Here is a 20,593-nt window from a genome sequence, read left to right on the forward strand (position 1 = left end):
GTTTAATGGCCCAAATGGCAAGGGTCAGCCCTCGAGGCGGTGCCCTCTACCCCAAGAACCTATTTCATGAACTGAATGGCTTGTGCTTTCACGAGTGCAGCCGCAAGCGTAGCAGCATTAGCCCATTCAGCTTCATGGATACAGGGGCTATTACTCCCCTTTTAGCCCACGTTCTTGAATGGTCTGTTGCCACTGAGCCGATTCTTGTTCCATGAACTGGGTTAATTCTGCGCGGCTTGTCGGCTGAGGTGTTAAGCCATAGTCCAGCAAGGACTGACGCACTTCAGGATCGTTCAATACCTTGACCAGCTCCTGATTCCAACGCTCCTGCATATCCTCTGGCATCGTACCAGGCCCCAAGAATGCATACCAATTTAGTGCAATAAAACCAGGGTAGCCGGCCTCTGCCACCGTTGGAATCGTTGGCATATCAGCAGAGCGCTCCAAACCGGTTGTCGCTAATGGAATCAAGGTGCCGGCCTTAATGTGTGGAGCTGCTGTCGGTGGAGCTGCAAAGTATGAAGACACTCGTTCCCCGATAATATCTTGCAAAGCTTGACCGCCTCCGCGATAAGGCACGTGCACCATTTCAACTCCAGCACGCTGGTTGAGTAGTTCTCCAGCCAAGTGTGAGGCAGAACCTGATCCGGACGAAGCAAAGTCGATAAGACCAGGCTCATTTTTGGCAAGCTCAATAAACTCGTCCAAGGTTTTTGCACCTATACCTTTATGCACAACCAGTACGTTGGGAAAATGTACACCACCCGACAAAGGAACCAAGTCTTTGAACGGATCGTAAGGCACTTTCATCAGGTGTGGAGAAATAGTCATTGGTCCCACAGAGCCCAAGAGCAGCACCGAGCCATCATTATCAGCATTAGCCACTTGCTGATGCGCCAAAATACCGCCAGCGCCTGCTTTGTTCTGTACGACAACAGTCTGACCGATGTTGTCTCCCAGTTTTTTTGCAATCATGCGAGCTGCAGCATCGGCTGCTCCCCCGGCGGCAAAGCCGACAACTAAAGAAATCGACTTTTTGGGCGGAAATGTCTGTGCCTGCACAGATGAAGAAAGCAAACCTATTGATAAGGCGGCAATCGCAAAACAGGAAAAGGGACGAAAACGCATGATGCTCCTCTTGGATCGTTATAAGTATTGTTGCGATGAAAATAAAGGCGGTGCTTCAAGCCTGGCAGGGTCAGTCACCACCGGCACGAATGGGGTTTGGCTGGCGCTTCTCTATGGCATGGCGCAGTAGCGATGCGCTACGGAAAATACCGTGAGCAAACTTGCCATAAGGCAAGATGGCAAAGAGCGCCATGACCGCTCCGAGGTGTAAGCACAACAACAAACCCATCGCGGGTGTGGCACGTGCCAGCCATAGAGCCAATCCGCTGGTGCTGATCAAAAACAGCAAGGCGATAAAGCCTAGATCCATCGGTTTTTGCTTCTGATCGCCCTGTGCCGGGTCGCGACGCAAGTTCAGATAGCCTAAGCCGGCCGTGCCGATACAAAGGCTAACCCCTCCCACAGCCCCCAAGAGTTTGGGCAGACTGGGGAAATCGTAAGGAGCCACCATATCGAACAGATAGTGGTAGATCGTGCCCAGGCTGGTTGCAGCAAAACACAGCATGAAGCCATAAAAGGTCAGGTGATGAAATCGGCGGCGCGACAAGGTGTAAGCATCGTCCTCGTTATGGCATCCCTTCCCATGCCCTCCATCCAGATACTTGAGTTTGAGTACCGAATGGGTTGCCTCGGCAGCGGCAACCCTGCTGATAGGTGCACCACTGGTGGCCGGAGTGATTTCCGTCCAAAAACCATGCACCCCTTTGCCTAACGCAAGTACCGCAAATAGGAATACGGGCGCAAACATGCTTACCAACAGGTTGTGCGGGAATAGATTGTAAAAATCTCCAGCCAATGCTGCGTCCCAGAGCGTACCGTTGAGCGCCAAGGCCAGAACCAGGAATAAGGCCAAGCCCAAGGTCAAGGCAATCGACATCACCAAGCCGTTGCGCTCATAGAGCTTGCCCAGCCTTTTGGGCCAAGCATATTGGGTATAGGTTTGGGCACGGACCTTGGCCATCGCTTGCGGAACATTCACGGCAAATTCGTGAGGCGGTGCATATTGGCAAGCGTGCAGGCACGCCCCGCAGTTATGGCATAAATTCGCCAGATAATGAACGTCTGCCGGCTCGAACATCAAGCGGCGTGTCATTGCGGGAAATACCGCGCAAAAACCCTCACAGTAACGACAGGCATTACAGATCGTCATGACCCGATCAACCTCCTGCTCATTAGACGTGTGGCGAACGGAGGGGCTGGGCGAGTGTGTGTGCAAGCCGGTGTTGCGCGCATCATCGATCAGTGTTTGAAGTGATTTCATGGGAGTCTCGGGATCAGGGTGCAATAGCGTTTTCATTGTCTGGCCGCCTGCGCAGCCTGTGTGCCTGCAATGCAGCCAAAGGTTGTTCCAATCGACATTCCCACCCCTGCTGTATAGCCTTGCCCCAGCACATTGCCCGCCATCATTTCCCCAGCCACAAACAGATTGCGGCTAGGCCGGTCGTTAAACCGTACGGCAGCTGTTTCGTCGGTGTGCAAACCCAAGTAGGTAAATGTCACGCCTGGGCGCAAGGCGTAGCCATAAAATGGGGGGGTGTCGATGGGCAAGGCCCAGTGCGTTTTGGCAGGCGTAATACCTTGGGTATGACAGTCGTCCAGCGCTGTGTGATCAAACCTTCCAACTTGGCAGGCCTTGTTGTAATCATTCAAGGTTTTCTCGAACGTCACCTCGTCCAGGCCAAGTTTGCGGGCCAGTTCGGGCAGTGTGTCAGCCTTTTGTCCAGGAAAAACAGGAGGCATGAATCTGCCAATAGCCTTGCTGTCTATGATCGAATAAGCAATCTGGCCAGGTTGTTTGGCCACCAAACGACCCCAAATTGCGTAGCGTTTGGGCCAGAAATCTTCTCCCTCGTCATAGAACCGCTTGGCTTGACGGTTGACCACGACCCCTAGGGACACGCAGTCAATACGGGTACAGATACCTCCGTCATACAAAGGGGCTCGTGCGTCAATTGCCACCATATGTGCTTGAGTAGGGTCGCCGATATGGTCTGCTTTGTGATCGTCGATCATGTGGCGCAGCAATGTTCCTTGATTGAAGCGCGTGCCACGAATCAGGAAATTATCCGAAGGCCACTCTCCAAACTCATTTTGTCCCCAGGCATCCCGTAACCATTCACGGTTAGATTCGAAACCGCCTGCCGCCAGTACACAAACTCGCGCCTGGATACGTTCTTCGCCGCTCCAGGCTGCGACAAACTGACCGTCCTCAATTTCCAGCCGGTCAACAGGTGCGTTATAGCGAATGTCCACCCCCAGGGCTTGAGCACTGCGGTAATACGCATTTATCAAGGCTTTTCCGCCACCCATGAAAAACGCATTGGTGCGAGCCACATGTAAGGCGCCCGAGAGCGGTGGCTGGAAGTTGACACCGTGCTTGCGCATCCAACTGCGACAGGAGCTCGTTGTGCGAATGACTAAACGAGCCAGATGTTCATTGGTTTTTCCGGCTGTCACTTTGAGCAAGTCCTGCCAGAACTCTTCCTCTGGATACGCATCGACCAGAACATCTTGCGGCGCATCATGCATACAGCGCAAATTACGAGTGTGTTGCGAATTGCCCCCTCGCCATTCACGTGGAGATGCTTCCAGCAATAGCACACTTGCCCCTCCTTCACGGGCTGTAAGTGCGGCGCACAATGCGGCGTTGCCACCCCCAATAACAAGTACATCTATCATTTTGTTGTCCGTTTCCTGTGTGCTATCCGTGGTTTACGCGTTTCGCCACGATATGGAACGGGGTCTACTTTAGGGATGTGGTCTTGTCGACGCCAGTATGGTCATGGCTATAGGTGTTCACTAAAAGTGAAGGCCAGGGCCACAGGGAGACCTTGTGTGTTAAGCAGCGCAAAAGCACACTTCACTGTGAATGAGCGTGAGCAGAGCTAGATCGAGTGACAGTCAGCAGACTGAGCAGCTGTCGCTTTAAGAGGAAAAATCTCTATTTCAGAGCAGCGTGGCTCCTGGCCAACGTGATTGCTGCACAAGTGAGCGCATTACATCACCCAGCACGATCCGGGCCGCAAGCCCCGCTGGTGCTAATTCTTCGTCCGATAAGCTGGCGATCAGGTTACGGCGTTTGAGGGTTTCATGTGCTAAAGGCAAGCTCACTAAACGTTGATTGTGATTACGGACTACTGCTGCACCAGGTTGAACCGTTGCGGCATAGCCAGAGCACACCACATCCATTAGCAAGGCCAGGCCGTCAATCTCCACCACAACATTGGCCTCAGTGCCTTCGCGAAAAAATTCGGCATTCAACAATGCACGCAAGCCGTGGGAGGCGCTGGGCATGACAAGTGGCAGATTGGTAATATCACCCAGCGTCAACGAGTGCTCCACAGGCAACAAGTGGCGTTGATTGGGGTGGATGATAAGAAACAGGCGTTCATCCAAAATAGCTTGCGCACTCCAGGAGTGATGCCCTGCTGTATGGAACACCACCCCTAAGTCAATCTGGCGTCGATTGAGCATTTGAGAGAGATTGCCCGACAAGCTTTCAATCAGATGCACGCGTACATCGGGATAGCGCTGCTTCATGGCAGTGAGAAAAGGGACCGCCAGGACCGAACCGGTGGTCGGTGCCAGACCCACAGTGACTTGCCCAGACAACCGAGCGGCCTGTGCCGCCAACACGGCATTATCGGTGTGTCTCAAGGCCAATTGCGCTTCTTGACGAAACGCCAAGCCGGCTGCGGTGGGGACCACGCCAGTCGATGTGCGCTGTAACAGACGCACGGATAGCTCCCCCTCCAGGCGGCTAATTTGCTGGCTAAGCGCCGAAGTGACAACCCCCAGATCCTGAGCGGCCTTGCCCATGCTGCCTAATTCCACCACACGCAAGAAATACCGTAGCTGACGCAGCTCCATAATAAAACGCCATAAAAAATAGGACGAAAGCTCTGATCATAGTTCAATCAGAGCAACGGCTGCGTCTCCTGCACATGACAGGACCGATCAGCACAAACCGGAGCACTGAAAAAAGGAAATTAGGAAGCTAACAGACCGTACTTGCGAATTTTGTCGTGTAGTGTGCTTTTGGCGATGCCCAATTCCTGTCCGGCGCGGGTCAAATTATGTTGATGCCGTCTCAGGGCTTCGACGATCAAGGCACGTTCGACCGCTTCCACGGTTTGAACCAGCGAGGTGGGCACAACTGCTGACGCAGCTTGCTGACCGGGCAAGGCGCCGTTGACTCCCAGCACGCAGCGGTCCGCAAAGTTACGCAGCTCGCGCACATTACCCGGCCAATGCCAGGCCAGCATAGCTTGCAGACGTTCGGAGTCCGGCTCCAGTGCCGGGCGGCCATGCCGGGCCGCCGCCAACAAGGCAAAATGCTCGAACAACAGACCAATATCCTCGCGCCGCTCACGCAGGGGCGGCAGTGGCAAGGTCGCCATGTTCAGCCGGTAATACAAATCGTGACGGAACTGGCCTTGATCAGCCTGCGCCAGTAAATCGACTTTAGTGGCTGCAATGACCCGGCAATTGATGGCGATGGATTGATTCGAGCCTAGACGCTCCAGCGTACGTTCCTGTAAAACGCGCAATAGTTTGACCTGCATGACCATTGGCATGCTTTCAATTTCGTCCAGAAACAAGGTACCTTGGTGTGCATACTCTATCTTGCCGATCACCCGCTTGCCAGCGCCCGTAAAAGCGCCTGCTTCATGACCGAACATCTGACTGTCGAACAGACTGTCGGACAGTGCACCGCAGTTGACGGCCACAAAATTGCCCTCGCTGGTGTGCCCCACCTCGTGAAGGCAGCGTGCTACCAGTTCTTTGCCGGTACCGGTTTCGCCAAAAATAAGTACATCGGCGGCACTATTGCCCAGATTGCAGATTAGTTCACGTACCTTGGACATGACAGAGGAGTTACCCAGAACACGCGCTTCAATGGATTGCTTATCCTGCAAGCGACACTGCAAAGCTTCGATTTCAAAGCTCATTTGACGTTTATCCAGGGCGCGCGAGACGACCTGTACAAAATGTTCGGGCGAAAATGGTTTCTCGATAAAATCATAGGCCCCCATTTTCATGGCTTGAACAGCCATCGATACATCACCATGGCCGGTAATCAGTACGACAGGCAAGTCGCTGTCCACGTGCTGCAGCTGCTGCAACAAGCTCATGCCATCGGCGCCTGGCAAACGCACGTCGGACACCACAATGCCTGGCCAAGCCTTGTGAAGGAGGTGCAAGGCCTGTTCGGCGCTTTCTGCCTCTTGCACCTGGATGCCTTCAAGCTGCAAGGTTTGGCTACAGCCCAGACGTACATTAACGTCGTCTTCAACGATGAGAACAGTCAGCCCGTCGTACATTTCTCTGCTCCAGGAAAGGGAAGCACAATGGTGAATACGGCACCACCACTTGGCAAGTTCTCTGCCGTCAGGCTGCCCCCGCAATGTTGGATAATACTCATCGAAATGGCCAAACCCAGGCCCAGTCCGGTACCACTGTCTTTGGTGGTGAAAAACGGTTCGAATAAATGCAAGCAGACCTCCTCGCTTAATCCCGGACCATTGTCTTGAACCCGGATCGCCACCTGCTGGCCTTGCCGCTGGCTGCTGATCTGAATGACGGGATGAGCGTTTTGCGTGGCCGCAGCGTCAATCGCATTGCTCAGTAGATTAACAATCACTTGTTCAAGGCGGTTGGGATTGCACAGCACCCTGCTCGCCTCGTCAGCCAATTGAACCTGTATCGTTGCGCGGTGTTGGTGAATGGAAGGATCCAGGATTAGCAGGGCCCGATCGATAATGGCGTTCAAATCCGCCAGCCCCGAATGACCAGGAGATTTGCGAGCAAATTGTTTGAGCTGTGAGGTCAGCGCGCCCATGCTGTCCACCAAATCATTGATGCGTTTCAAATTGGCGCGTACCGTATCCAGGTCGCCGCGCTCCATGAAGCGGATGGTGTTCCCTGACAAGGTACGCAGTGCCGTCAAGGGTTGATTCAGCTCGTGGGCCAGGCCGGTAGACAACTGTCCAATGACAGCCAGTTTGCCTGCGTGAATCAAGCCGGCCTGGGTCTCTTCCAACGTTCGAGTACGCTCCTGCACCTTGCGTTCAAGCTGAGCATGGGCCCGCTCCAGTTGCAAGCGCGCAAGAGCCCGATCACGCTGTTGCTGCCGGCGCAAATACCAACTGATTAATATGACAAAAAAGGACACGACACCCAAGGCCGCCAGGCCTGCGTACAGGCGAGCCATGGAATAGACCAGATCGGTGGGCAAAAACAGCGTCAAAGTCCAGCCGTTGGCACCAAACGGAAGTGTCTGAGCCAGCGACAGTCCGCGAACCTGATCCGCTGCCCCCGATTCCGTCCAGGCCTGCGACCAAGATACTAATTGTGCATCCTGGCTCAGCACTTTTTGGGTCAGGAGATCCAGTGGCACAATCGGTAAACCATTGTACTGGCGAGTCTCGCGCAGGTGCTGCTGCACATCTTCAGTTAAGGGTTGATTTGCTGTAAATTTCCAGGCGGGCACAGAGGACAAAATCGCCACTCCATAGTGATCGGAAACGATCACCGGCGCTTGAGCATGGGTCCAGGAATCCTGCAAACGATCAAGGTCCACCTTGATCACGGCCACTCCCATGACCTGCCCCGCCAGCGAGATGGGTGCTGAGATGTAATAGCCTGCCTCACCCCGGGTGGTCCCAACGCCAAAGAAGAAACCGGGCCGCCCTTGGTGTGCCTCGGAGAAATAATGGCGATAGGAAAGATCTTCCCCCAGATAACTGTCAGCCTGTTGCCAGTTGCTGGTCGCCAGAACGCGTCCCTGGCGACCAAGGATGTAAATCACGCGGGTCTTGGCACGCTCGTTCAAGCGCTCCAGATGACGGCTGACCTCGAGCGAGGACTGGGTGTTACGCTCCAAAAGCCCAACCACTGCTTGATCCAGCTCCAGCATCTTGGGTAAATATTCGTATTTCTCGACTTCGTGACGCAGTGTCAGCGCATACAAGTCCAGACGCTGCCGAGCCGTGTCCTGCAAACTGGCTAGTCCGAGCGCTTCGCCAACACGATAAGCCATCACGCCCGCTATGGCAGCCAGCGACACAATCAGCGCCAGTAACAGCAAGACTTTCTGAGGACGAAAAAATCGGGGCAAATGCATAAAACCGTAGCGGCCACTTACACGGGATTTTAGTAAACAGCCGCCACTCAGAGACAGGGGAGGCCTCAGGCAACGACAGGCACGGAGCCTGCCGCGGCTGCCTCCTTGGGCTGGAGCACGGATGGATCTGCCGCCCTGTTGTCTGACTCGTCGGGTGCGTCGATGGCGCCCTCCCATTTAGCAACAACGGCCGTGGCAATGCCGTTACCCAACACATTTGTCGCGGTGCGGCCCATGTCCAGAAAGTGATCAATGCCCATGATCAATAGTACACCAGCCTCGGGCAGCCCAAACATCGGTAAAACCGCGGCCACCACGACCAGCGCGGAGCGTGGCACACCGGCGATACCTTTGCTGGAGATCATCAACACCAGCAGCATAATAATCTGCTGTTGTAAGGACAGCGGCACGTCATACGCCTGTGAGATAAACAAAGCGGCAAAAGCGGTGTAGATCATGGAGCCATCCAGGTTAAAGGAATAACCCAGCGGAAGGACAAAGCCGATAACCCGTTTGCGTACACCGAACACTTCCAGCTTTTCCATCAAACGTGGATAGGCGGCTTCACTGGAGGCGGTGGAAAAGCCCAGCAACATGGGTTGACGGATTTCTTTGAACAGCGTGAATACACGGCCCTTGAGCACCAGAAATCCCGCAGCAAGCAGAATCAACCACAACACCACCAAGGTGGCATAAAAGCTGCCCAGGAATTTGCCATAGACAGCCAAAATACCCAGCCCTTCGGTCGTGATGATATTGGCAACGGCAGCAAACACACCTAGCGGCGCAAAGTACATAACGTAGTTGGTTACCGTCAGCATCACTGGCACTGCGCCCTCGATGGTTTGTGCGAGGGTGTTTGCCTGGGGATTTCCACGCACTTTTCCCAAGGCCAGTCCGAAAAATACCGAGAACACCAGGATTTGCAAAATCTCGTTCTTGGACATGGACTCAAAAAAGTTACGTGGCACAACGTGGGTCAGAAACGTTTTCAGGTTCAGTGCCGAGGTATCTACCCCCAAGTGAGCGGATTCAGCCGGCAAGGGGATGCCGACATTGGCACCTGGTTGGAAAATATTGGCAAAAATCAGTCCTACCGTCAGCGATACCAACGACGCCAACAGAAACCAGCCTACGGCACGGCCACCGATACGGCCGACAGTCGCGGCATCATCCATGCTGGCCATACCCGCAACCAAGGTGGCGAAAATCAGCGGAGCAATGATCATCTTGATCAAGCGTAAAAACATATCCGTCACCATGCCAAAGTAGCTGGCAATGGCATGAGCTTGTTCGGGGGTATCGGCCATTTTGTGGCAGATATAACCCACCACCACACCCAATACCATGGCAATCAGAATCCATGTGGTTTGCTTATTCAGCTTCATATGCTTATCTCCCTTGTCGGCCCGTGCGCGGGTCGGTCCGTTTTTTTTATTAAAGCGTTTGCTCAAATTCGTTCAAGGTGCGTGGCGCGATCAGCAGTTCAGGCCGCAAGGCCTGAGCCAGTTCGTCCGCACTTAACAAGCCATGCTCCAGAATCAGCTCAGCCACTCCCTTGCCGGTTTCATGTGCCTGCTTGGCAATGTCAGTGGCCGCGGTGTAGCCAATCAACGGATTAAGCGCCGTAACCAATCCGATGGATTGGCTGACACTGTCTGCCAGGCGCTGAGGGTTGGCGGTGATCGCTTCCACGCAGTAGTCGGCCAGAATCATGCATCCGCGTTGCAGGTGACGCAGGCTCTTGTAGAGGCTGTGCGCAATAATGGGTTCAAACGCGTTGAGCTGAAGCTGTCCAGCTTCGGCCGCAAAGGAGACAGTCACATCGTTGCCAAAGACTTCAAAGGCAATCTGGCTGATCGCTTCCGGAATGACGGGATTGACTTTGCCCGGCATGATGGAGGAGCCCGCTTGGCGTGGTGGCAAATTGATCTCGCCGATGCCAGCGCGTGGGCCGCTCGATAGCAGACGCAAGTCGTTGCAGGTTTTGGACAACGTGACGGCAACTCGTTTCAACGCGCTGGACAATTGCACAAAAGCGCTACAGTCCTGGGTGGCTAGGATCAAGTCCGGTGCGCTGCGCAGGCTGATCCCCGTGTTTGAGGATAGTTGACGCGTGACCAGTTGGGCATAGCGTGGATCAGTATTGATCCCCGTGCCAATCGCGGTGGCCCCCAGATTGATTTCACACAGCTCTTGCATGGCCTCGGTCAGGCAAAGCCGATCTTTGGCAATCATGCCGGCGTAAACCGCGAACTCCTGCCCTAGGGTCATAGGGACCGCTTCCTGCAGCTGTGTACGCCCCATTTTCAATAACTCTTTGAAAGCGTGAGCTTTGCCCTCGAACGCTTGCTGCAAGTACTCCAAGGCAGTCAATAAACGGGCAGCGCCCTGATAGGCAGCCAGCTTCAAGGCCGTGGGGTATACATCATTGGTCGACTGCCCCAGATTGACATCTTCATTGGGGTGGAGGAAAGCGTACTGCCCACGTTCATGGCCCAAAATTTCCAGAGCACGGTTAGCGATCACCTCGTTCGCATTCATGTTGGTAGAGGTTCCCGCACCACCTTGGATCACATCCACCACAAAATGCTCGTGATGCTGGCCGGACTCAATTTCTCGGCATGTCTGCACAATCGCTTCTTTCTTGACGGCATTCAATGTTCCCAGCGCGTGGTTGGCTTGCGCGGCAGATGCTTTGATCTGTGCCAAGGCACGAATCAAATCGGGATAGTGTGAAATAGGTATCGCCGTAATAGCGAAGTTCTCAACAGCTCGCAGGGTGTGAATGCCAAAATACGCTGAGTCAGGTACGGGCCGAGTTCCTAGCAAGTCTTTTTCCAGGCGCGTGTGGGCTGTTGCGGTGCAATCAGTCATCTTATCTCTCCGTTTTATGTAGTACCCAAAAAATTGGGGTTGTTGTACCGGAGTTAAAAGCAACAACTGTGCCAACAATAAGGGATCACACTAGCCTATTGAAAAACAAGTCATTTTTTGCGCACTGATTGTAGAGACACTGACAATATGCTTGCTTCTGTTCGGATTTCTGAACACGACAAAATCAAAACAGACGGAAACCCGAACAGAAGTCATCGAACTGTGCGGCTGTGGGTTTTATCCTGCTGTATTACCATGCGGTTTCCTCTCAAAATCGCTCCCCTTTTTGTTGGAGACTTTCTTTTCAATGGTTGGAAATCATTTCCGTTAATTGCATTTTATTTTCTATAATGGATACCATGGAGATAGGCGGTTAGGTGTTTGTGTACACCCGGATCGGCTTTATTATTCCTACATCCGGCTTCAGTTTCGGGGCTTGAACACGCCTGTACAAGTCTTCACCTTCTACTGACCTACTCTTATGAACCCTTTTGTCCTTCTCTCCGGCTGCTCTGGTGGCGGCAAATCTACTCTGTTATCCGAGCTGCAGAATCGTGGCTATACGGTTATCCAGGAACCTGGGCGACGTATCGTGCAGGAACAACTGACCAGCGGTGGCTCTGCCCTTCCCTGGCTGGATATGGAGGCCTTCCTGAATGAAGCGATAAAGACCGCGCAAGATGACTATTGCAGCGCTCCGAAAGATGGTGGCTGGGTGTTTTTTGATCGAGGCTTGATTGATGCGGCCGCAGCTTTGCAGGAATTAAAGGGAACGCCACTGCTGGATGAACTCAACAAGACCAGCCCTTATCATTCACAGGTATTTTTAACGCCGCCCTGGCCTGAAATATACGAGGCTGATCCAGAACGTCGTCACGATATGAACGCTGCTTTGCGTGAGTATGAGCGGTTGAAGCGTGTTTATCCCCTACTGGGATACCAAGTGAGCCTGCTGCCCAAAACAAGCGTAGAAAAGCGTGCTGATTTTATCTTGAAGACGCTAACTCAAGTGTGAGTACTGCTTTGTTATGCAAAGTGTCGATCACTAGAAGGAGCAGGTTCACACGGCTCTGTACTCCGCTTTCGGGCTGTGTTTCACTCCAGACTTTGTCCACAAGCCCCAAAGCATCCAGTACCGCAACAGACACAGTAAAAGCCCCGCATAAAAAAAGAGCCACCAGTCTTAAAACTGACAGCTCTTTTTTACTTCATTTGGGCGTCAATCAGCCCTTCAAACCAGGCATCACACGTGTCAACGTGCCTGCAACCGTACGCTCCAGCACATCGACCAGCACAACCGTCTGCTGATCCACTTCGATATTGAGCTTATCGCCCGCCTTGTAGCGGGAGAACGTCGTCTGGCGCAAGGTTTCGGGAATCAGATTGATGGTCACAACACCGTCTTCCACATCCGCCACAGTCAAGCTGCAGCCATTCACGCCCAGAAAACCACGTGGAAACACGTATTTCGCCCAATCTTCCGGCATCTGAAAACGTAGGCGATTACCGGCCTCGGTAATGCTCAGTTCCAGCACTTCAGCCGTCGTTGCGATATGGCCAGCCATCACATGGCCGCCAATTTCCTCGTTCAGCTTGGCCGACCGTTCGATATTGACCAGATCACCCGTTTTGAGTGTGCCCAGATTTGTGCGCTCCAGCGTGACGGGAATCGCATCAAAGGTGACTTTAGGGCCAGAAATGCTGGTCACGCTCAGGCATGTGCCTTCCACGCTGACACTGGCACCCAGTTGCAGATCCACCAGCAGCTCGTCGGTGAAGTCGATTTCAAACTCGGTACGGCCCAGCTCGGCCCTGACCGCAGTAAGAGGACGAACTGCTTTAACAATTCCGGTATACATCAGCACGCTCCTTCGCAGAATTCATGCAAAAGACCAACGGCTAATGCAGGGGAGATTTTCAGGTTTTTCATTTGAACGCATCCTTGATTAAACAATGCGTCCTCTGGGCAACAATAAAACACGTCGCTGCCTTGATCACAAGGCAGCGATGCTTCATCTTCTTTCATCCGGACTCTGACCGTCGGCCCAGGTTTCTCACCTGATCTGCTGACCTTTCCCTGGCGGAAAGCGCTCGCGGGCTGGGGAGTAGCTCCCTTACCGCCGGTGGGGAATTTCACCCCGCCCTGAAGACGTTTGCAGTGTAAGACCGGAGCCCAAGTCTAATCAAGCCAGACCAGCGCCGGTCGCCACGTTTAAGCCTTGCGATGCACGCTCAAACCTGCAAAGCTTTGCGCCACTGGCATCAACTCGATGTAGTTGACGTTCATATGGGCAGGCGCATTCATGATCCAGGCAATGGTATTGGCGATATCGTCAGGCGTGAGCGCATCCACGTTCTGGTACAACGCAGCGGCTTTGTCTTTATCGCCCAGACGCACAGTCGAGAAGTCCGTACCGGAACACAGGCCAGGAGCCACGGTAGAAACACGAACTGCGGTACCCGACAGGTCGGCGCGCAGGTTCAGGCCCAGTTGATGCACAAAAGCCTTGGTAGCACCATACACATTGCCGCCTGCATAAGCGTATTCGCCCGCAGTCGACCCCAGATTAATGATGTGGCCCTGATTGCGCTTGACCATACCCGGCAGCAAAGCGTGTGTAATGTGCAGCAGCGCGCTGATATTGGTGGCCACCATGGTGTCCCACTGATCCATCTTGGCGTCCTGTGCCTTGTCCACGCCCAGTGCCAGACCGGCATTATTGATCAGCACATCAATATTGGGAAAACGAGCTGTCAGATCAGCCAGTACCGCTTCTGCTCGCGCACGATCGGTCAAATCCACGCTGACCGGTACAAAACGCTCGCCCAGCTCGGCGGCCAGGGCATCGAGCTTGTCCTGGCGACGCGCCAGACCCAGCACGGTGTGTCCTTCAGATACCAATTTACGGGCAAGCGCAGCCCCAAACCCTGAGGAGGCCCCGGTGACAACGGCGGTTTTCATAGTGCGATCCCTATACAGCTCGCTGCTCGTTAAGCAGGCGACAATTAAAGCATTAAGGATAGCAAACTTCAGGCACGTCGTAGCCTCTTCACCCTAGGGAAAAAGCGGACAAATCCGTCTATGGAAATGCCCGCTTCTTTCTTGCTCTGGAATCAGGCGGCAGGCCGCTCCAGGCCCAGGTGGCCACGCAAGGTAGCGTGTTCGTATTCCTGACGGAACAGCCCGCGTTTTTGCAGAACCGGAATCACCTGCTCAACAAAGTCACGAATGCCATTGGGCAAGGAAGGCGGCATCAGGTTAAAACCATCCGCGCCTTCGTTGCGCCACCATTGCTCAATCTGATCCGCAATGGACTCCGGCGTACCGACCATGGTGCAGTGACCGCCGCCAGCAGCGATTCGGCCCAGCAACTGGCGCACTGTCGGTTTTTCCATTTCCACAATGCGCAGCATGGTGGCATAACGCCCTTTGGGGCCTTTGAAGCTTTCCAGTGGCGGCAGTGGTGGCACTGGCGCATCCAGCTCCCAATTCATGCAGTCCTGGCCGACAAACATGCCCAGCTGACGCAAGGATGTCTCGGCGGGTAGCAATTCGTCCAGCTCTTGCTGCTTGCGGCGCGCCTCTTCCATGGTGGAGCCCACATAGGTCACCAAACCCGGCATCACGGGCACATCCACGCCACGGCCCGCTTCACGCACGCGTCGTTTGATATCGCGGTAATAGGATTGGGCCGAGGGCAAGTCATAAGCCACAGCGTAAATAGCCTCCGCTTTGCGCGCGGCCAAATCACGGCCTTGCTCAGAAGCACCTGCCTGAAACAGCACCGGCTGGCCTTGCGGCGAACGTGGCAAGGTCAAGGGCCCATCCACCAGGAAGTGATCGCCCTTATGCAGGATCTGGCGAACCTGATCCACTTTGGCGTAATCGCCCTTTCTGTCCATGACCAAAGCACTGTCGCTCCAGGAGTCGAACAGTTGCAATGCGGTATCGACAAACTCTTCAGCCCGCGCATAGCGCCAGGCATGATCGGGCATGGCTTCGTAGCCGTGGTTGCGCGCTTCCGAGTCAAACATGGATGTCACCACGTTCCAGCCCATCCGCCCATTGGATACATGATCCAAAGAGCACAACATGCGTGCCGCCACAAACGGCGTGTAGAAGGTACTGGAAACGGTACTGATCAAACCGATACGTTCGGTGGCTCGCGCCAGCGCAGCCATCATGGTCAAGGGTTCCAGAAACCAGCGCGGACCATCGGACACGTTATCGCTGGACTGACCATCGGCAAAGAAGATAGCGTCCAGCTTGCCGCGCTCGGCAATCTGGGTCAGCTCTTCGTAAAACCGGACATCGCCTAAACGTTCAACCTGAGACTCGGGATGGCGCCAGGCTGCTTTGTGGTGCCCGCAGCCCATAATAAACAAATTGAAATGCAGCTGTCTCATCCGTTTTTCACCAATCCACCGTCAACAACCAGATTCTGTCCTGTTACGGCACGCGCCCACGGACCGGCGAAGAACAAGGCCGCATCGGCAAATTCCTCGGGCGTGGTCACGCGGCGCAAGGGTGTGCTGGCCGCAATCAAGTCAAACACCGCTTCGGGCGTGGCCGCGGACGCGTCGGTTGTACGCAGCAAACCACCGGAAATCATGTTCACGGTAATCTGATCGGGCCCCAGATCGTGCGACAAGGTGCGTGTCATGGACAACAAGGCCGCCTTGGCCGCAGTGTAATCGTGGTAAGGCACCACGGGGTTCTGAAACAGGTTCGTGCCGATATTGATAATGCGGCCAAAACCGGCCTGTTTCATGCCAGGCAGGGCGGCCTGTGTAGTGTTCAAGGCACCGCCCACAATGCCTTCCAGCTGCTGGTTCAGCTGCGTCCACGTCAAGGTATCGGCATGGGGACGGGCATCGCCATTGAAGGAGAACTCGGGCAAGGCGTTATTGACGACGGTAGTGATGGGCTGGCCAAAGTGCGCCTGCGCCTTGGCAAACAAGGCTTGTACCGAAGCCGCATCCGTCACGTCCGCTTGCACGGCCAGACATTGCTGCGGAAATTCGTCCGCCAGCGCCTGAGCGGCTGCTTCACTTTTCAGGTAATTGATCACAACTTTTGCGCCCTGGCCTGCAAAGGCGCGTACCAGGCAAGCCCCCAGGCCGCGTGCGCCGCCGGTGACCAGAACAAGTTGTTGAGAGAGTTCCGAGACGTGTTCCACAGACATGACATTCCTTGCAAGATTTCGGCGAGGATGTCGACCTGCTTGAGACGCAGGGCCATGGATTCGGACATCCCTTCGCCAGTATGAGCTGGATCAGGTTCGACGGGTTTTATCTCAGCCCTTCCCAAGAAGGACACCCCGTGCCGCAGGCAGACCATAGCATAAATCGGACTCAACCGTATTATTGACATTTGAAAGAAGCTCTCCTACTCTTCTAGCCTGTTCCTGGGGGAGTCCTTAACGGGCTGAGACTCCGCATTCAAGCGGTAACCCTTAGAACCTGATCCGGATCATGCCGGCGAAGGGAAAGGAAACGCGGCCTGGCAGCCTGCCCGCTCTTGTCTGAGCGGCGCATTCACAAGCTCACACGCCCCATTTCAATCCCTCCATTTTTCTGCGCCCTGTTCTGGCACCCTGCCAGCCTGGCCGGTTTGTGCCTGTTCAAACAGGCTTTTGGGGAGATCTCATGCTGGACCAAAGTGCCACCCTCCTGTGGCTCATCGTTTTTTCCGCCGCTTTTGCCTTAGCCGGGGTGCTGTATGCCCGCCACTACAACAGCTCCCTGGAAGACTTTGTGGTGGCTCGCAACAGCCAAAGCTCGGTCGCTACCATTCTGACTTTATTGGCCTCCTCGCTGGGTGCCTGGATTCTGTTCTCGCCCGCACAGGCGGCCAGCTGGGGCGGTTTAAGCGCTGTCATCGGCTATGCCATTGGCTCCATGTCGCCCCGTCTGGCCATGATTCCACTCGGCAAGCGCATGCGCGAATTGCTGCCTCGCGGCCATAGCCTGAGCGAGTTTGTCATCGCCCGCTACGGTCGTCCCATGTATGCGCTGACCCTGGTCATCATGCTGTTTTACATGTTCATCTCCATGACGGCAGAAATCACCGCCATGTCCAAGATGATCACCTTGATTGCCCCGATTCCTTTATGGGTCACGGCCAGCATTGTGTTGCTGGCCACGCTGATCTACACCTCTTACGGCGGTTTGCGTGCTTCCATCTTCACCGACAAGGTGCAGATGTTTGTGATTCTGCCCATGCTGTTCCTGATCGTGATGTTCGGCTGGCAAGCGGTGGGCGGCCCGGTACAGTTGTTTGACAGCGTGAAACTGGAAGCCCCACGCCTGATCGAGCTTAGCGATCCCGTAGGCGTGAAGGCTGGCCTGACGTTCTTTGTCGCCATCTTGCTGACCGGCCTGTTTCACCAAGGTAACTGGCAACGTATCTATGCCGCCAAAGACACCAAGTCCATGCGTCGCGGCTTTTTGTTGGGCGGCTTGTTTGTAGCACCCTTCATCTTCCTGATGGGCTTGTTTGGCCTGGCCTTTGTTGGTCTGGGCTCGCCCGGTGACAGCTCCGTGGCCTTGTTCAATGTAATTTTGCCGCACGTGCCTGTCTGGTTCCTGGTGCTGCTGATTCCGTTAGGCCTGTCCCTGGTCATGAGCAGTGCCGATACCGCAATCAGCGCTGTCTCCAGTCTGATTGCCGTGGACTTGAGCCGCATCATGCCGCATCGCAACACCGCTCAAATGATGAGTCTGGCGCGTTCCCTGATCTGGATTTGCTCCATCCCTGTGCTGTACGCCTCCTCACAAGGCTTTAGCGTACTGTACTTGTTCCTGCTGGCGGACTTGCTGTGCTCGGCAGCGGCCTTCCCGGTTTTCTTTGGCCTGTACAGCCGCCGCTACGATGGCTTTACGGCCACCATCAGCACCATCGGTGGTCTGGTCGCCGGTCTGGCCGTATTCCCGCGCCCCAATGGTCCTATGGATTACTTGCTGGAGTCCTTCCTGCTGGCCGCGATTGTGCCGGTAGTGATCAGTGTTCTGGTCATGCCCTTGCGTCGTCACCTGCCCAAGTTCGATCTAGGGTCTCTGGCTTCCTCCACGCGCGTACTGGACTAAGTCAGATGCGCCGAGTTTCGGCTTGAAACAAAAACCCCGGTTTGTATGTTGCAAACCGGGGTTTTGTTTTAAAGGCTTATGGGACGGGGCTTTCAGGCTGTGCTTGGGGAGTCTGCACAATAATTTCAACCCGTCGATTCGTCGCGCGACCTTGCGAGGTGCCGTTATCCCCCAAAGGCCGGGTATCGGCATAACCGACAGCGCTCAAGCGCTGGCTGCCAATTCCGTTGGCTTCCATATAACGCACTACGCTACCGGCACGCGCACCTGACAGTTCCCAGTTGGATGGGTAGCGATAACTACGAATCGGCACCGAGTCCGTATGACCTTCAATCACAATAGGATGGGTGGATTTCTGCAGTACGGCAGCCAGTTGGCGTAATACCGTCAAACCTTCCAGCCCCAGATCCGCACCGCCCGAGTTAAACAGAATTTCGCTATTGATACGAAAGCTCACGGATTGGTCGTTCATGACCACATCGATATTGTCGCCCAAGCCGTCCAGATCCAGACCGTGATTGCCTTTGCCTTGTCCCTCACCCTGACCAGCGTCCGGGAAAAGGCCCGCCCCAGCAGGCAACAAACCGGCTCCGTCCTTGCCTGCTTGGGCCACGACTGTAGCCCCTCCCTGCCCTTGTCCCTGCGCCGCCGTTTGCGCCCGCTTACCCGCAAAGGACAGCATCACAATCATCAAGACCAGCAACAAGGTCATCATGTCCAGATACGTGGTCAACCAGGCTTCTTCTTCCTCGGGCACCGCCAGCCCTGGATCATTCCAGGGGCGGCTACGACGACGACTGCCCAGATTGCTGGCCAGTTGTTGTTCGATTTTGGCGCCGCGAGCTTGCTCCAGTTCCTTTTGCAAGGCTTTCTGGCGGTCAGCAAGTTCACCCAAAGTCAGGTCCTGCTCCATGTTTCCCATGGAATCAGCCCCGTTCCGGAGCCGGGTCCGCGTCATCGTCGCGGCCGCCCCGGTCATTGATCTCGTCCTGATACTGAGCCATGAAGGAGTTCAGCGTCTCACGCATCAAGGCCGGGCCACGGCGCTGGCTCATCATGGACACACCTTGCATGATCATGTTCATCAGAACCACACGCTGTTCGGTACGACGCTCCAGCTTCACCGCCACGGGCTTGAAGACCAGATTGGACAGCAGCACGCCGTAGAACGTCGTCATCAAGGCCAGAGCCATTTGCTGACCAATAGACGTAATGTCACCATCGCCCAGCAAAAACATCAGGTTGACCAGGCCAATCAGCGTGCCGACCATACCGAAGGCGGGCGCGAAGCTGGCCATCAAACGGAACAATTGCGCTTCTGCATGTTCACGAGCACGCAAACGGCTGATACGCCATTGCAAAAGGTCTTCAATATCTTCCTGGGGTGCCCGATCAATCACCAACTGAACGCCGGTTTTCAGAAAAGGGTTGGCCACTTTTTCCAGCGCCTCTTCCACCGCGCGAATATCCCCCATCATCCACAGGCGGGAGATATTGATCAGCTCGTCCATATCCTGCTGGGTATACAGGCGTTCATTGCGCAGCACGGTGCCGATCAGACCAAAAATACGGACAACTTCGCTTAAGGGATAACTGATAAACGTCGCGGCCAAGGTACCTACCAGCACCACGGCCAGACTGGGCAGGTCCACAAACAAGGCGGGATTTTCTGCCGTAAAAAACAAGATCACGGCAAACAGCAGCACGCTGGCTACGATGCCGATCAGAGTAGAGGGGTTCATGCACAAGTCCTGGTTATGGCCCGATGGGCATCAGGACTACATATCGGCAGTACGGCAGGTTTCTTTAGGCCTGGACTTTGAGGTGGATCAAGTACAAGAGCAATTAAATCGTTTATTTGGGAAACCGCCTTATTTCAGGCTAGCGCTGGTAATTCACCCGTATCGAGGCCTGCACACGCACAGGCTCTGTGCTACCCGCCCAGCTCCACACCTCATGCACCAGCACAAAGCCAAGACGCGCATCCTGACCGGCAAAGGCCCTGGTACTTAATACCGAACCATTCATGTCCACACAGGAGCCGCCTTGCAAGCACAAACGGCTTTTCAGAATGGCGCGCCCATTGTGGTGATAACTGACTTCCACCTTGCCTATGCTTGAAGCCTGTGCTCGCACCGCCTCTGCAGGCAGGAAACTTTGCTGGGTGCTGGGCGAGCTGGTGGTGATGGCATTGCTAAGTTGTTCCCCATCCCAGGCCAAGGAAGCGGCATGACTGGCCAGCGGCATCGAAACCAGGGTTAGTGATATCAAGAATCGACTTAAAAAACTGTTTATAAAAACAGGTTTTTTATTCTTTTGGACTTTCAGGAAAAACATAAGCTGTGTTTTTATACAGATAAAAATAAGTTTCTT

17 protein-coding genes and 3 riboswitches are annotated in these 20,593 nt (G+C 54.6%); of the genes, 2 read left to right on the plus strand and 15 right to left on the minus strand.

Annotated features, from left to right (window positions below; all coding sequences use genetic code 11):
• Positions 1–150: 150 nt before the first annotated feature.
• The 8 genes from D0C27_RS03585 to D0C27_RS03620 all read right to left on the minus strand — a co-directional run bounded on the left by D0C27_RS03585 (position 151) and on the right by D0C27_RS03620 (position 11,131).
• Positions 151–1,128, minus strand: a complete 978-nt coding sequence (locus D0C27_RS03585) for a Bug family tripartite tricarboxylate transporter substrate binding protein (protein WP_060185040.1) — start codon at positions 1,126–1,128, stop codon at positions 151–153.
• Between the two features lie 70 nt (positions 1,129–1,198).
• A complete protein-coding gene (gene tcuB, locus D0C27_RS03590) occupies positions 1,199–2,389 on the minus strand; it encodes a tricarballylate utilization 4Fe-4S protein TcuB (protein WP_137430434.1) in 1,191 nt (396 codons plus the stop codon).
• Positions 2,390–2,421: 32 nt separating this feature from the next.
• Positions 2,422–3,807: an FAD-dependent tricarballylate dehydrogenase TcuA gene (gene tcuA, locus D0C27_RS03595; protein ID WP_137430435.1), complete on the minus strand. Its 1,386-nt coding sequence runs from the start codon at positions 3,805–3,807 to the stop codon at positions 2,422–2,424.
• A gap of 267 nt (positions 3,808–4,074) precedes the next feature.
• The gene (locus D0C27_RS03600; protein WP_060185038.1) at positions 4,075–4,998 is read right to left on the minus strand and encodes a LysR family transcriptional regulator; all 924 of its coding nucleotides are present in this window, start codon (positions 4,996–4,998) and stop codon (positions 4,075–4,077) included.
• Between the two features lie 119 nt (positions 4,999–5,117).
• Complete coding sequence (locus D0C27_RS03605; RefSeq protein ID WP_060185037.1) at positions 5,118–6,452, minus strand: sigma-54-dependent transcriptional regulator; 1,335 nt, start codon at positions 6,450–6,452, stop codon at positions 5,118–5,120.
• Complete coding sequence (locus tag D0C27_RS03610) at positions 6,437–8,248, minus strand: sensor histidine kinase (RefSeq protein ID WP_170978539.1); 1,812 nt, start codon at positions 8,246–8,248, stop codon at positions 6,437–6,439. The genes D0C27_RS03605 and D0C27_RS03610 overlap by 16 nt, the downstream gene beginning before the upstream one ends.
• A 71-nt stretch (positions 8,249–8,319) precedes the next feature.
• Positions 8,320–9,642 carry a dicarboxylate/amino acid:cation symporter gene (locus D0C27_RS03615; protein ID WP_060185035.1) on the minus strand — a complete coding sequence of 441 codons (1,323 nt, stop codon included), beginning with the start codon at positions 9,640–9,642 and terminating at the stop codon, positions 8,320–8,322.
• A 49-nt stretch (positions 9,643–9,691) separates the two neighbouring features.
• Positions 9,692–11,131, minus strand: a complete 1,440-nt coding sequence (locus tag D0C27_RS03620; RefSeq protein WP_137430436.1) for an aspartate ammonia-lyase — start codon at positions 11,129–11,131, stop codon at positions 9,692–9,694.
• A 481-nt stretch (positions 11,132–11,612) separates the two neighbouring features.
• Here D0C27_RS03620 and D0C27_RS03625 point away from each other — a divergent pair, with 481 nt between their 5' ends.
• The gene (locus D0C27_RS03625) at positions 11,613–12,146 is read left to right on the plus strand and encodes an AAA family ATPase (protein ID WP_137430437.1); all 534 of its coding nucleotides are present in this window, start codon (positions 11,613–11,615) and stop codon (positions 12,144–12,146) included.
• A gap of 208 nt (positions 12,147–12,354) precedes the next feature.
• Here D0C27_RS03625 and D0C27_RS03630 read toward each other — a convergent pair whose 3' ends face one another.
• From D0C27_RS03630 to D0C27_RS03645, 4 genes are all read right to left on the minus strand, one after another.
• A complete protein-coding gene (locus tag D0C27_RS03630) occupies positions 12,355–12,990 on the minus strand; it encodes a riboflavin synthase subunit alpha (protein ID WP_115633631.1) in 636 nt (211 codons plus the stop codon).
• 151 nt (positions 12,991–13,141) lie between these two features.
• A riboswitch (FMN riboswitch) is annotated at positions 13,142–13,286 on the minus strand.
• A gap of 57 nt (positions 13,287–13,343) precedes the next feature.
• A complete protein-coding gene (locus tag D0C27_RS03635; RefSeq protein ID WP_009458283.1) occupies positions 13,344–14,093 on the minus strand; it encodes an SDR family NAD(P)-dependent oxidoreductase in 750 nt (249 codons plus the stop codon).
• A 152-nt stretch (positions 14,094–14,245) separates the two neighbouring features.
• Positions 14,246–15,538, minus strand: a complete 1,293-nt coding sequence (locus D0C27_RS03640; RefSeq protein ID WP_009458285.1) for an LLM class flavin-dependent oxidoreductase — start codon at positions 15,536–15,538, stop codon at positions 14,246–14,248.
• The gene (locus D0C27_RS03645; RefSeq protein WP_137430438.1) at positions 15,535–16,317 is read right to left on the minus strand and encodes a 3-oxoacyl-ACP reductase; all 783 of its coding nucleotides are present in this window, start codon (positions 16,315–16,317) and stop codon (positions 15,535–15,537) included. The genes D0C27_RS03640 and D0C27_RS03645 overlap by 4 nt, the downstream gene beginning before the upstream one ends.
• A 50-nt stretch (positions 16,318–16,367) precedes the next feature.
• Positions 16,368–16,465, minus strand: a riboswitch (TPP riboswitch).
• A 66-nt stretch (positions 16,466–16,531) separates the two neighbouring features.
• Positions 16,532–16,639, plus strand: a riboswitch (TPP riboswitch).
• A gap of 141 nt (positions 16,640–16,780) precedes the next feature.
• Here D0C27_RS03645 and D0C27_RS03650 point away from each other — a divergent pair.
• A complete protein-coding gene (locus D0C27_RS03650) occupies positions 16,781–18,220 on the plus strand; it encodes a sodium:solute symporter family protein (protein ID WP_035273195.1) in 1,440 nt (479 codons plus the stop codon).
• A gap of 76 nt (positions 18,221–18,296) precedes the next feature.
• Here the strand turns inward: D0C27_RS03650 and D0C27_RS03655 are convergent, their stop codons facing one another.
• The 3 genes from D0C27_RS03655 to D0C27_RS03665 all read right to left on the minus strand — a co-directional run bounded on the left by D0C27_RS03655 (position 18,297) and on the right by D0C27_RS03665 (position 20,491).
• Positions 18,297–19,142, minus strand: a complete 846-nt coding sequence (locus D0C27_RS03655) for an OmpA/MotB family protein (protein WP_240688304.1) — start codon at positions 19,140–19,142, stop codon at positions 18,297–18,299.
• Positions 19,143–19,146: 4 nt separating this feature from the next.
• Positions 19,147–19,962: a motility protein A gene (locus D0C27_RS03660; protein ID WP_009454185.1), complete on the minus strand. Its 816-nt coding sequence runs from the start codon at positions 19,960–19,962 to the stop codon at positions 19,147–19,149.
• A gap of 139 nt (positions 19,963–20,101) precedes the next feature.
• Complete coding sequence (locus D0C27_RS03665) at positions 20,102–20,491, minus strand: flagellar protein FlhE (protein ID WP_238441642.1); 390 nt, start codon at positions 20,489–20,491, stop codon at positions 20,102–20,104.
• Between the last annotated feature and the right edge of the window lie 102 nt (positions 20,492–20,593).

Origin of the sequence: Alcaligenes faecalis (assembly GCF_005311025.1) — a bacterium.
In the GTDB taxonomy this organism is placed as follows: domain Bacteria; phylum Pseudomonadota; class Gammaproteobacteria; order Burkholderiales; family Burkholderiaceae_B; genus Alcaligenes; species Alcaligenes phenolicus.

Bases quoted from the DNA above. Each gene is read 5' to 3' on its own strand.
- D0C27_RS03585 (WP_060185040.1), bottom strand. From the start codon at position 1,128: ATGCGTTTTCGTCCCTTTTCCTGTTTTGCGATTGCCGCCTTATCAATA.
- tcuB (WP_137430434.1), bottom strand. From the start codon at position 2,389: ATGAAATCACTTCAAACACTGATCGATGATGCGCGCAACACCGGCTTG.
- tcuA (WP_137430435.1), bottom strand. From the start codon at position 3,807: ATGATAGATGTACTTGTTATTGGGGGTGGCAACGCCGCATTGTGCGCC.
- D0C27_RS03600 (WP_060185038.1), bottom strand. From the start codon at position 4,998: ATGGAGCTGCGTCAGCTACGGTATTTCTTGCGTGTGGTGGAATTAGGC.
- D0C27_RS03605 (WP_060185037.1), bottom strand. From the start codon at position 6,452: ATGTACGACGGGCTGACTGTTCTCATCGTTGAAGACGACGTTAATGTA.
- D0C27_RS03615 (WP_060185035.1), bottom strand. From the start codon at position 9,642: ATGAAGCTGAATAAGCAAACCACATGGATTCTGATTGCCATGGTATTG.
- D0C27_RS03620 (WP_137430436.1), bottom strand. From the start codon at position 11,131: ATGACTGATTGCACCGCAACAGCCCACACGCGCCTGGAAAAAGACTTG.
- D0C27_RS03625 (WP_137430437.1), top strand. From the start codon at position 11,613: ATGAACCCTTTTGTCCTTCTCTCCGGCTGCTCTGGTGGCGGCAAATCT.
- D0C27_RS03630 (WP_115633631.1), bottom strand. From the start codon at position 12,990: ATGTATACCGGAATTGTTAAAGCAGTTCGTCCTCTTACTGCGGTCAGG.
- D0C27_RS03635 (WP_009458283.1), bottom strand. From the start codon at position 14,093: ATGAAAACCGCCGTTGTCACCGGGGCCTCCTCAGGGTTTGGGGCTGCG.
- D0C27_RS03640 (WP_009458285.1), bottom strand. From the start codon at position 15,538: ATGAGACAGCTGCATTTCAATTTGTTTATTATGGGCTGCGGGCACCAC.
- D0C27_RS03645 (WP_137430438.1), bottom strand. From the start codon at position 16,317: ATGTCTGTGGAACACGTCTCGGAACTCTCTCAACAACTTGTTCTGGTC.
- D0C27_RS03650 (WP_035273195.1), top strand. From the start codon at position 16,781: ATGCTGGACCAAAGTGCCACCCTCCTGTGGCTCATCGTTTTTTCCGCC.
- D0C27_RS03655 (WP_240688304.1), bottom strand. From the start codon at position 19,142: ATGGGAAACATGGAGCAGGACCTGACTTTGGGTGAACTTGCTGACCGC.
- D0C27_RS03660 (WP_009454185.1), bottom strand. From the start codon at position 19,962: ATGAACCCCTCTACTCTGATCGGCATCGTAGCCAGCGTGCTGCTGTTT.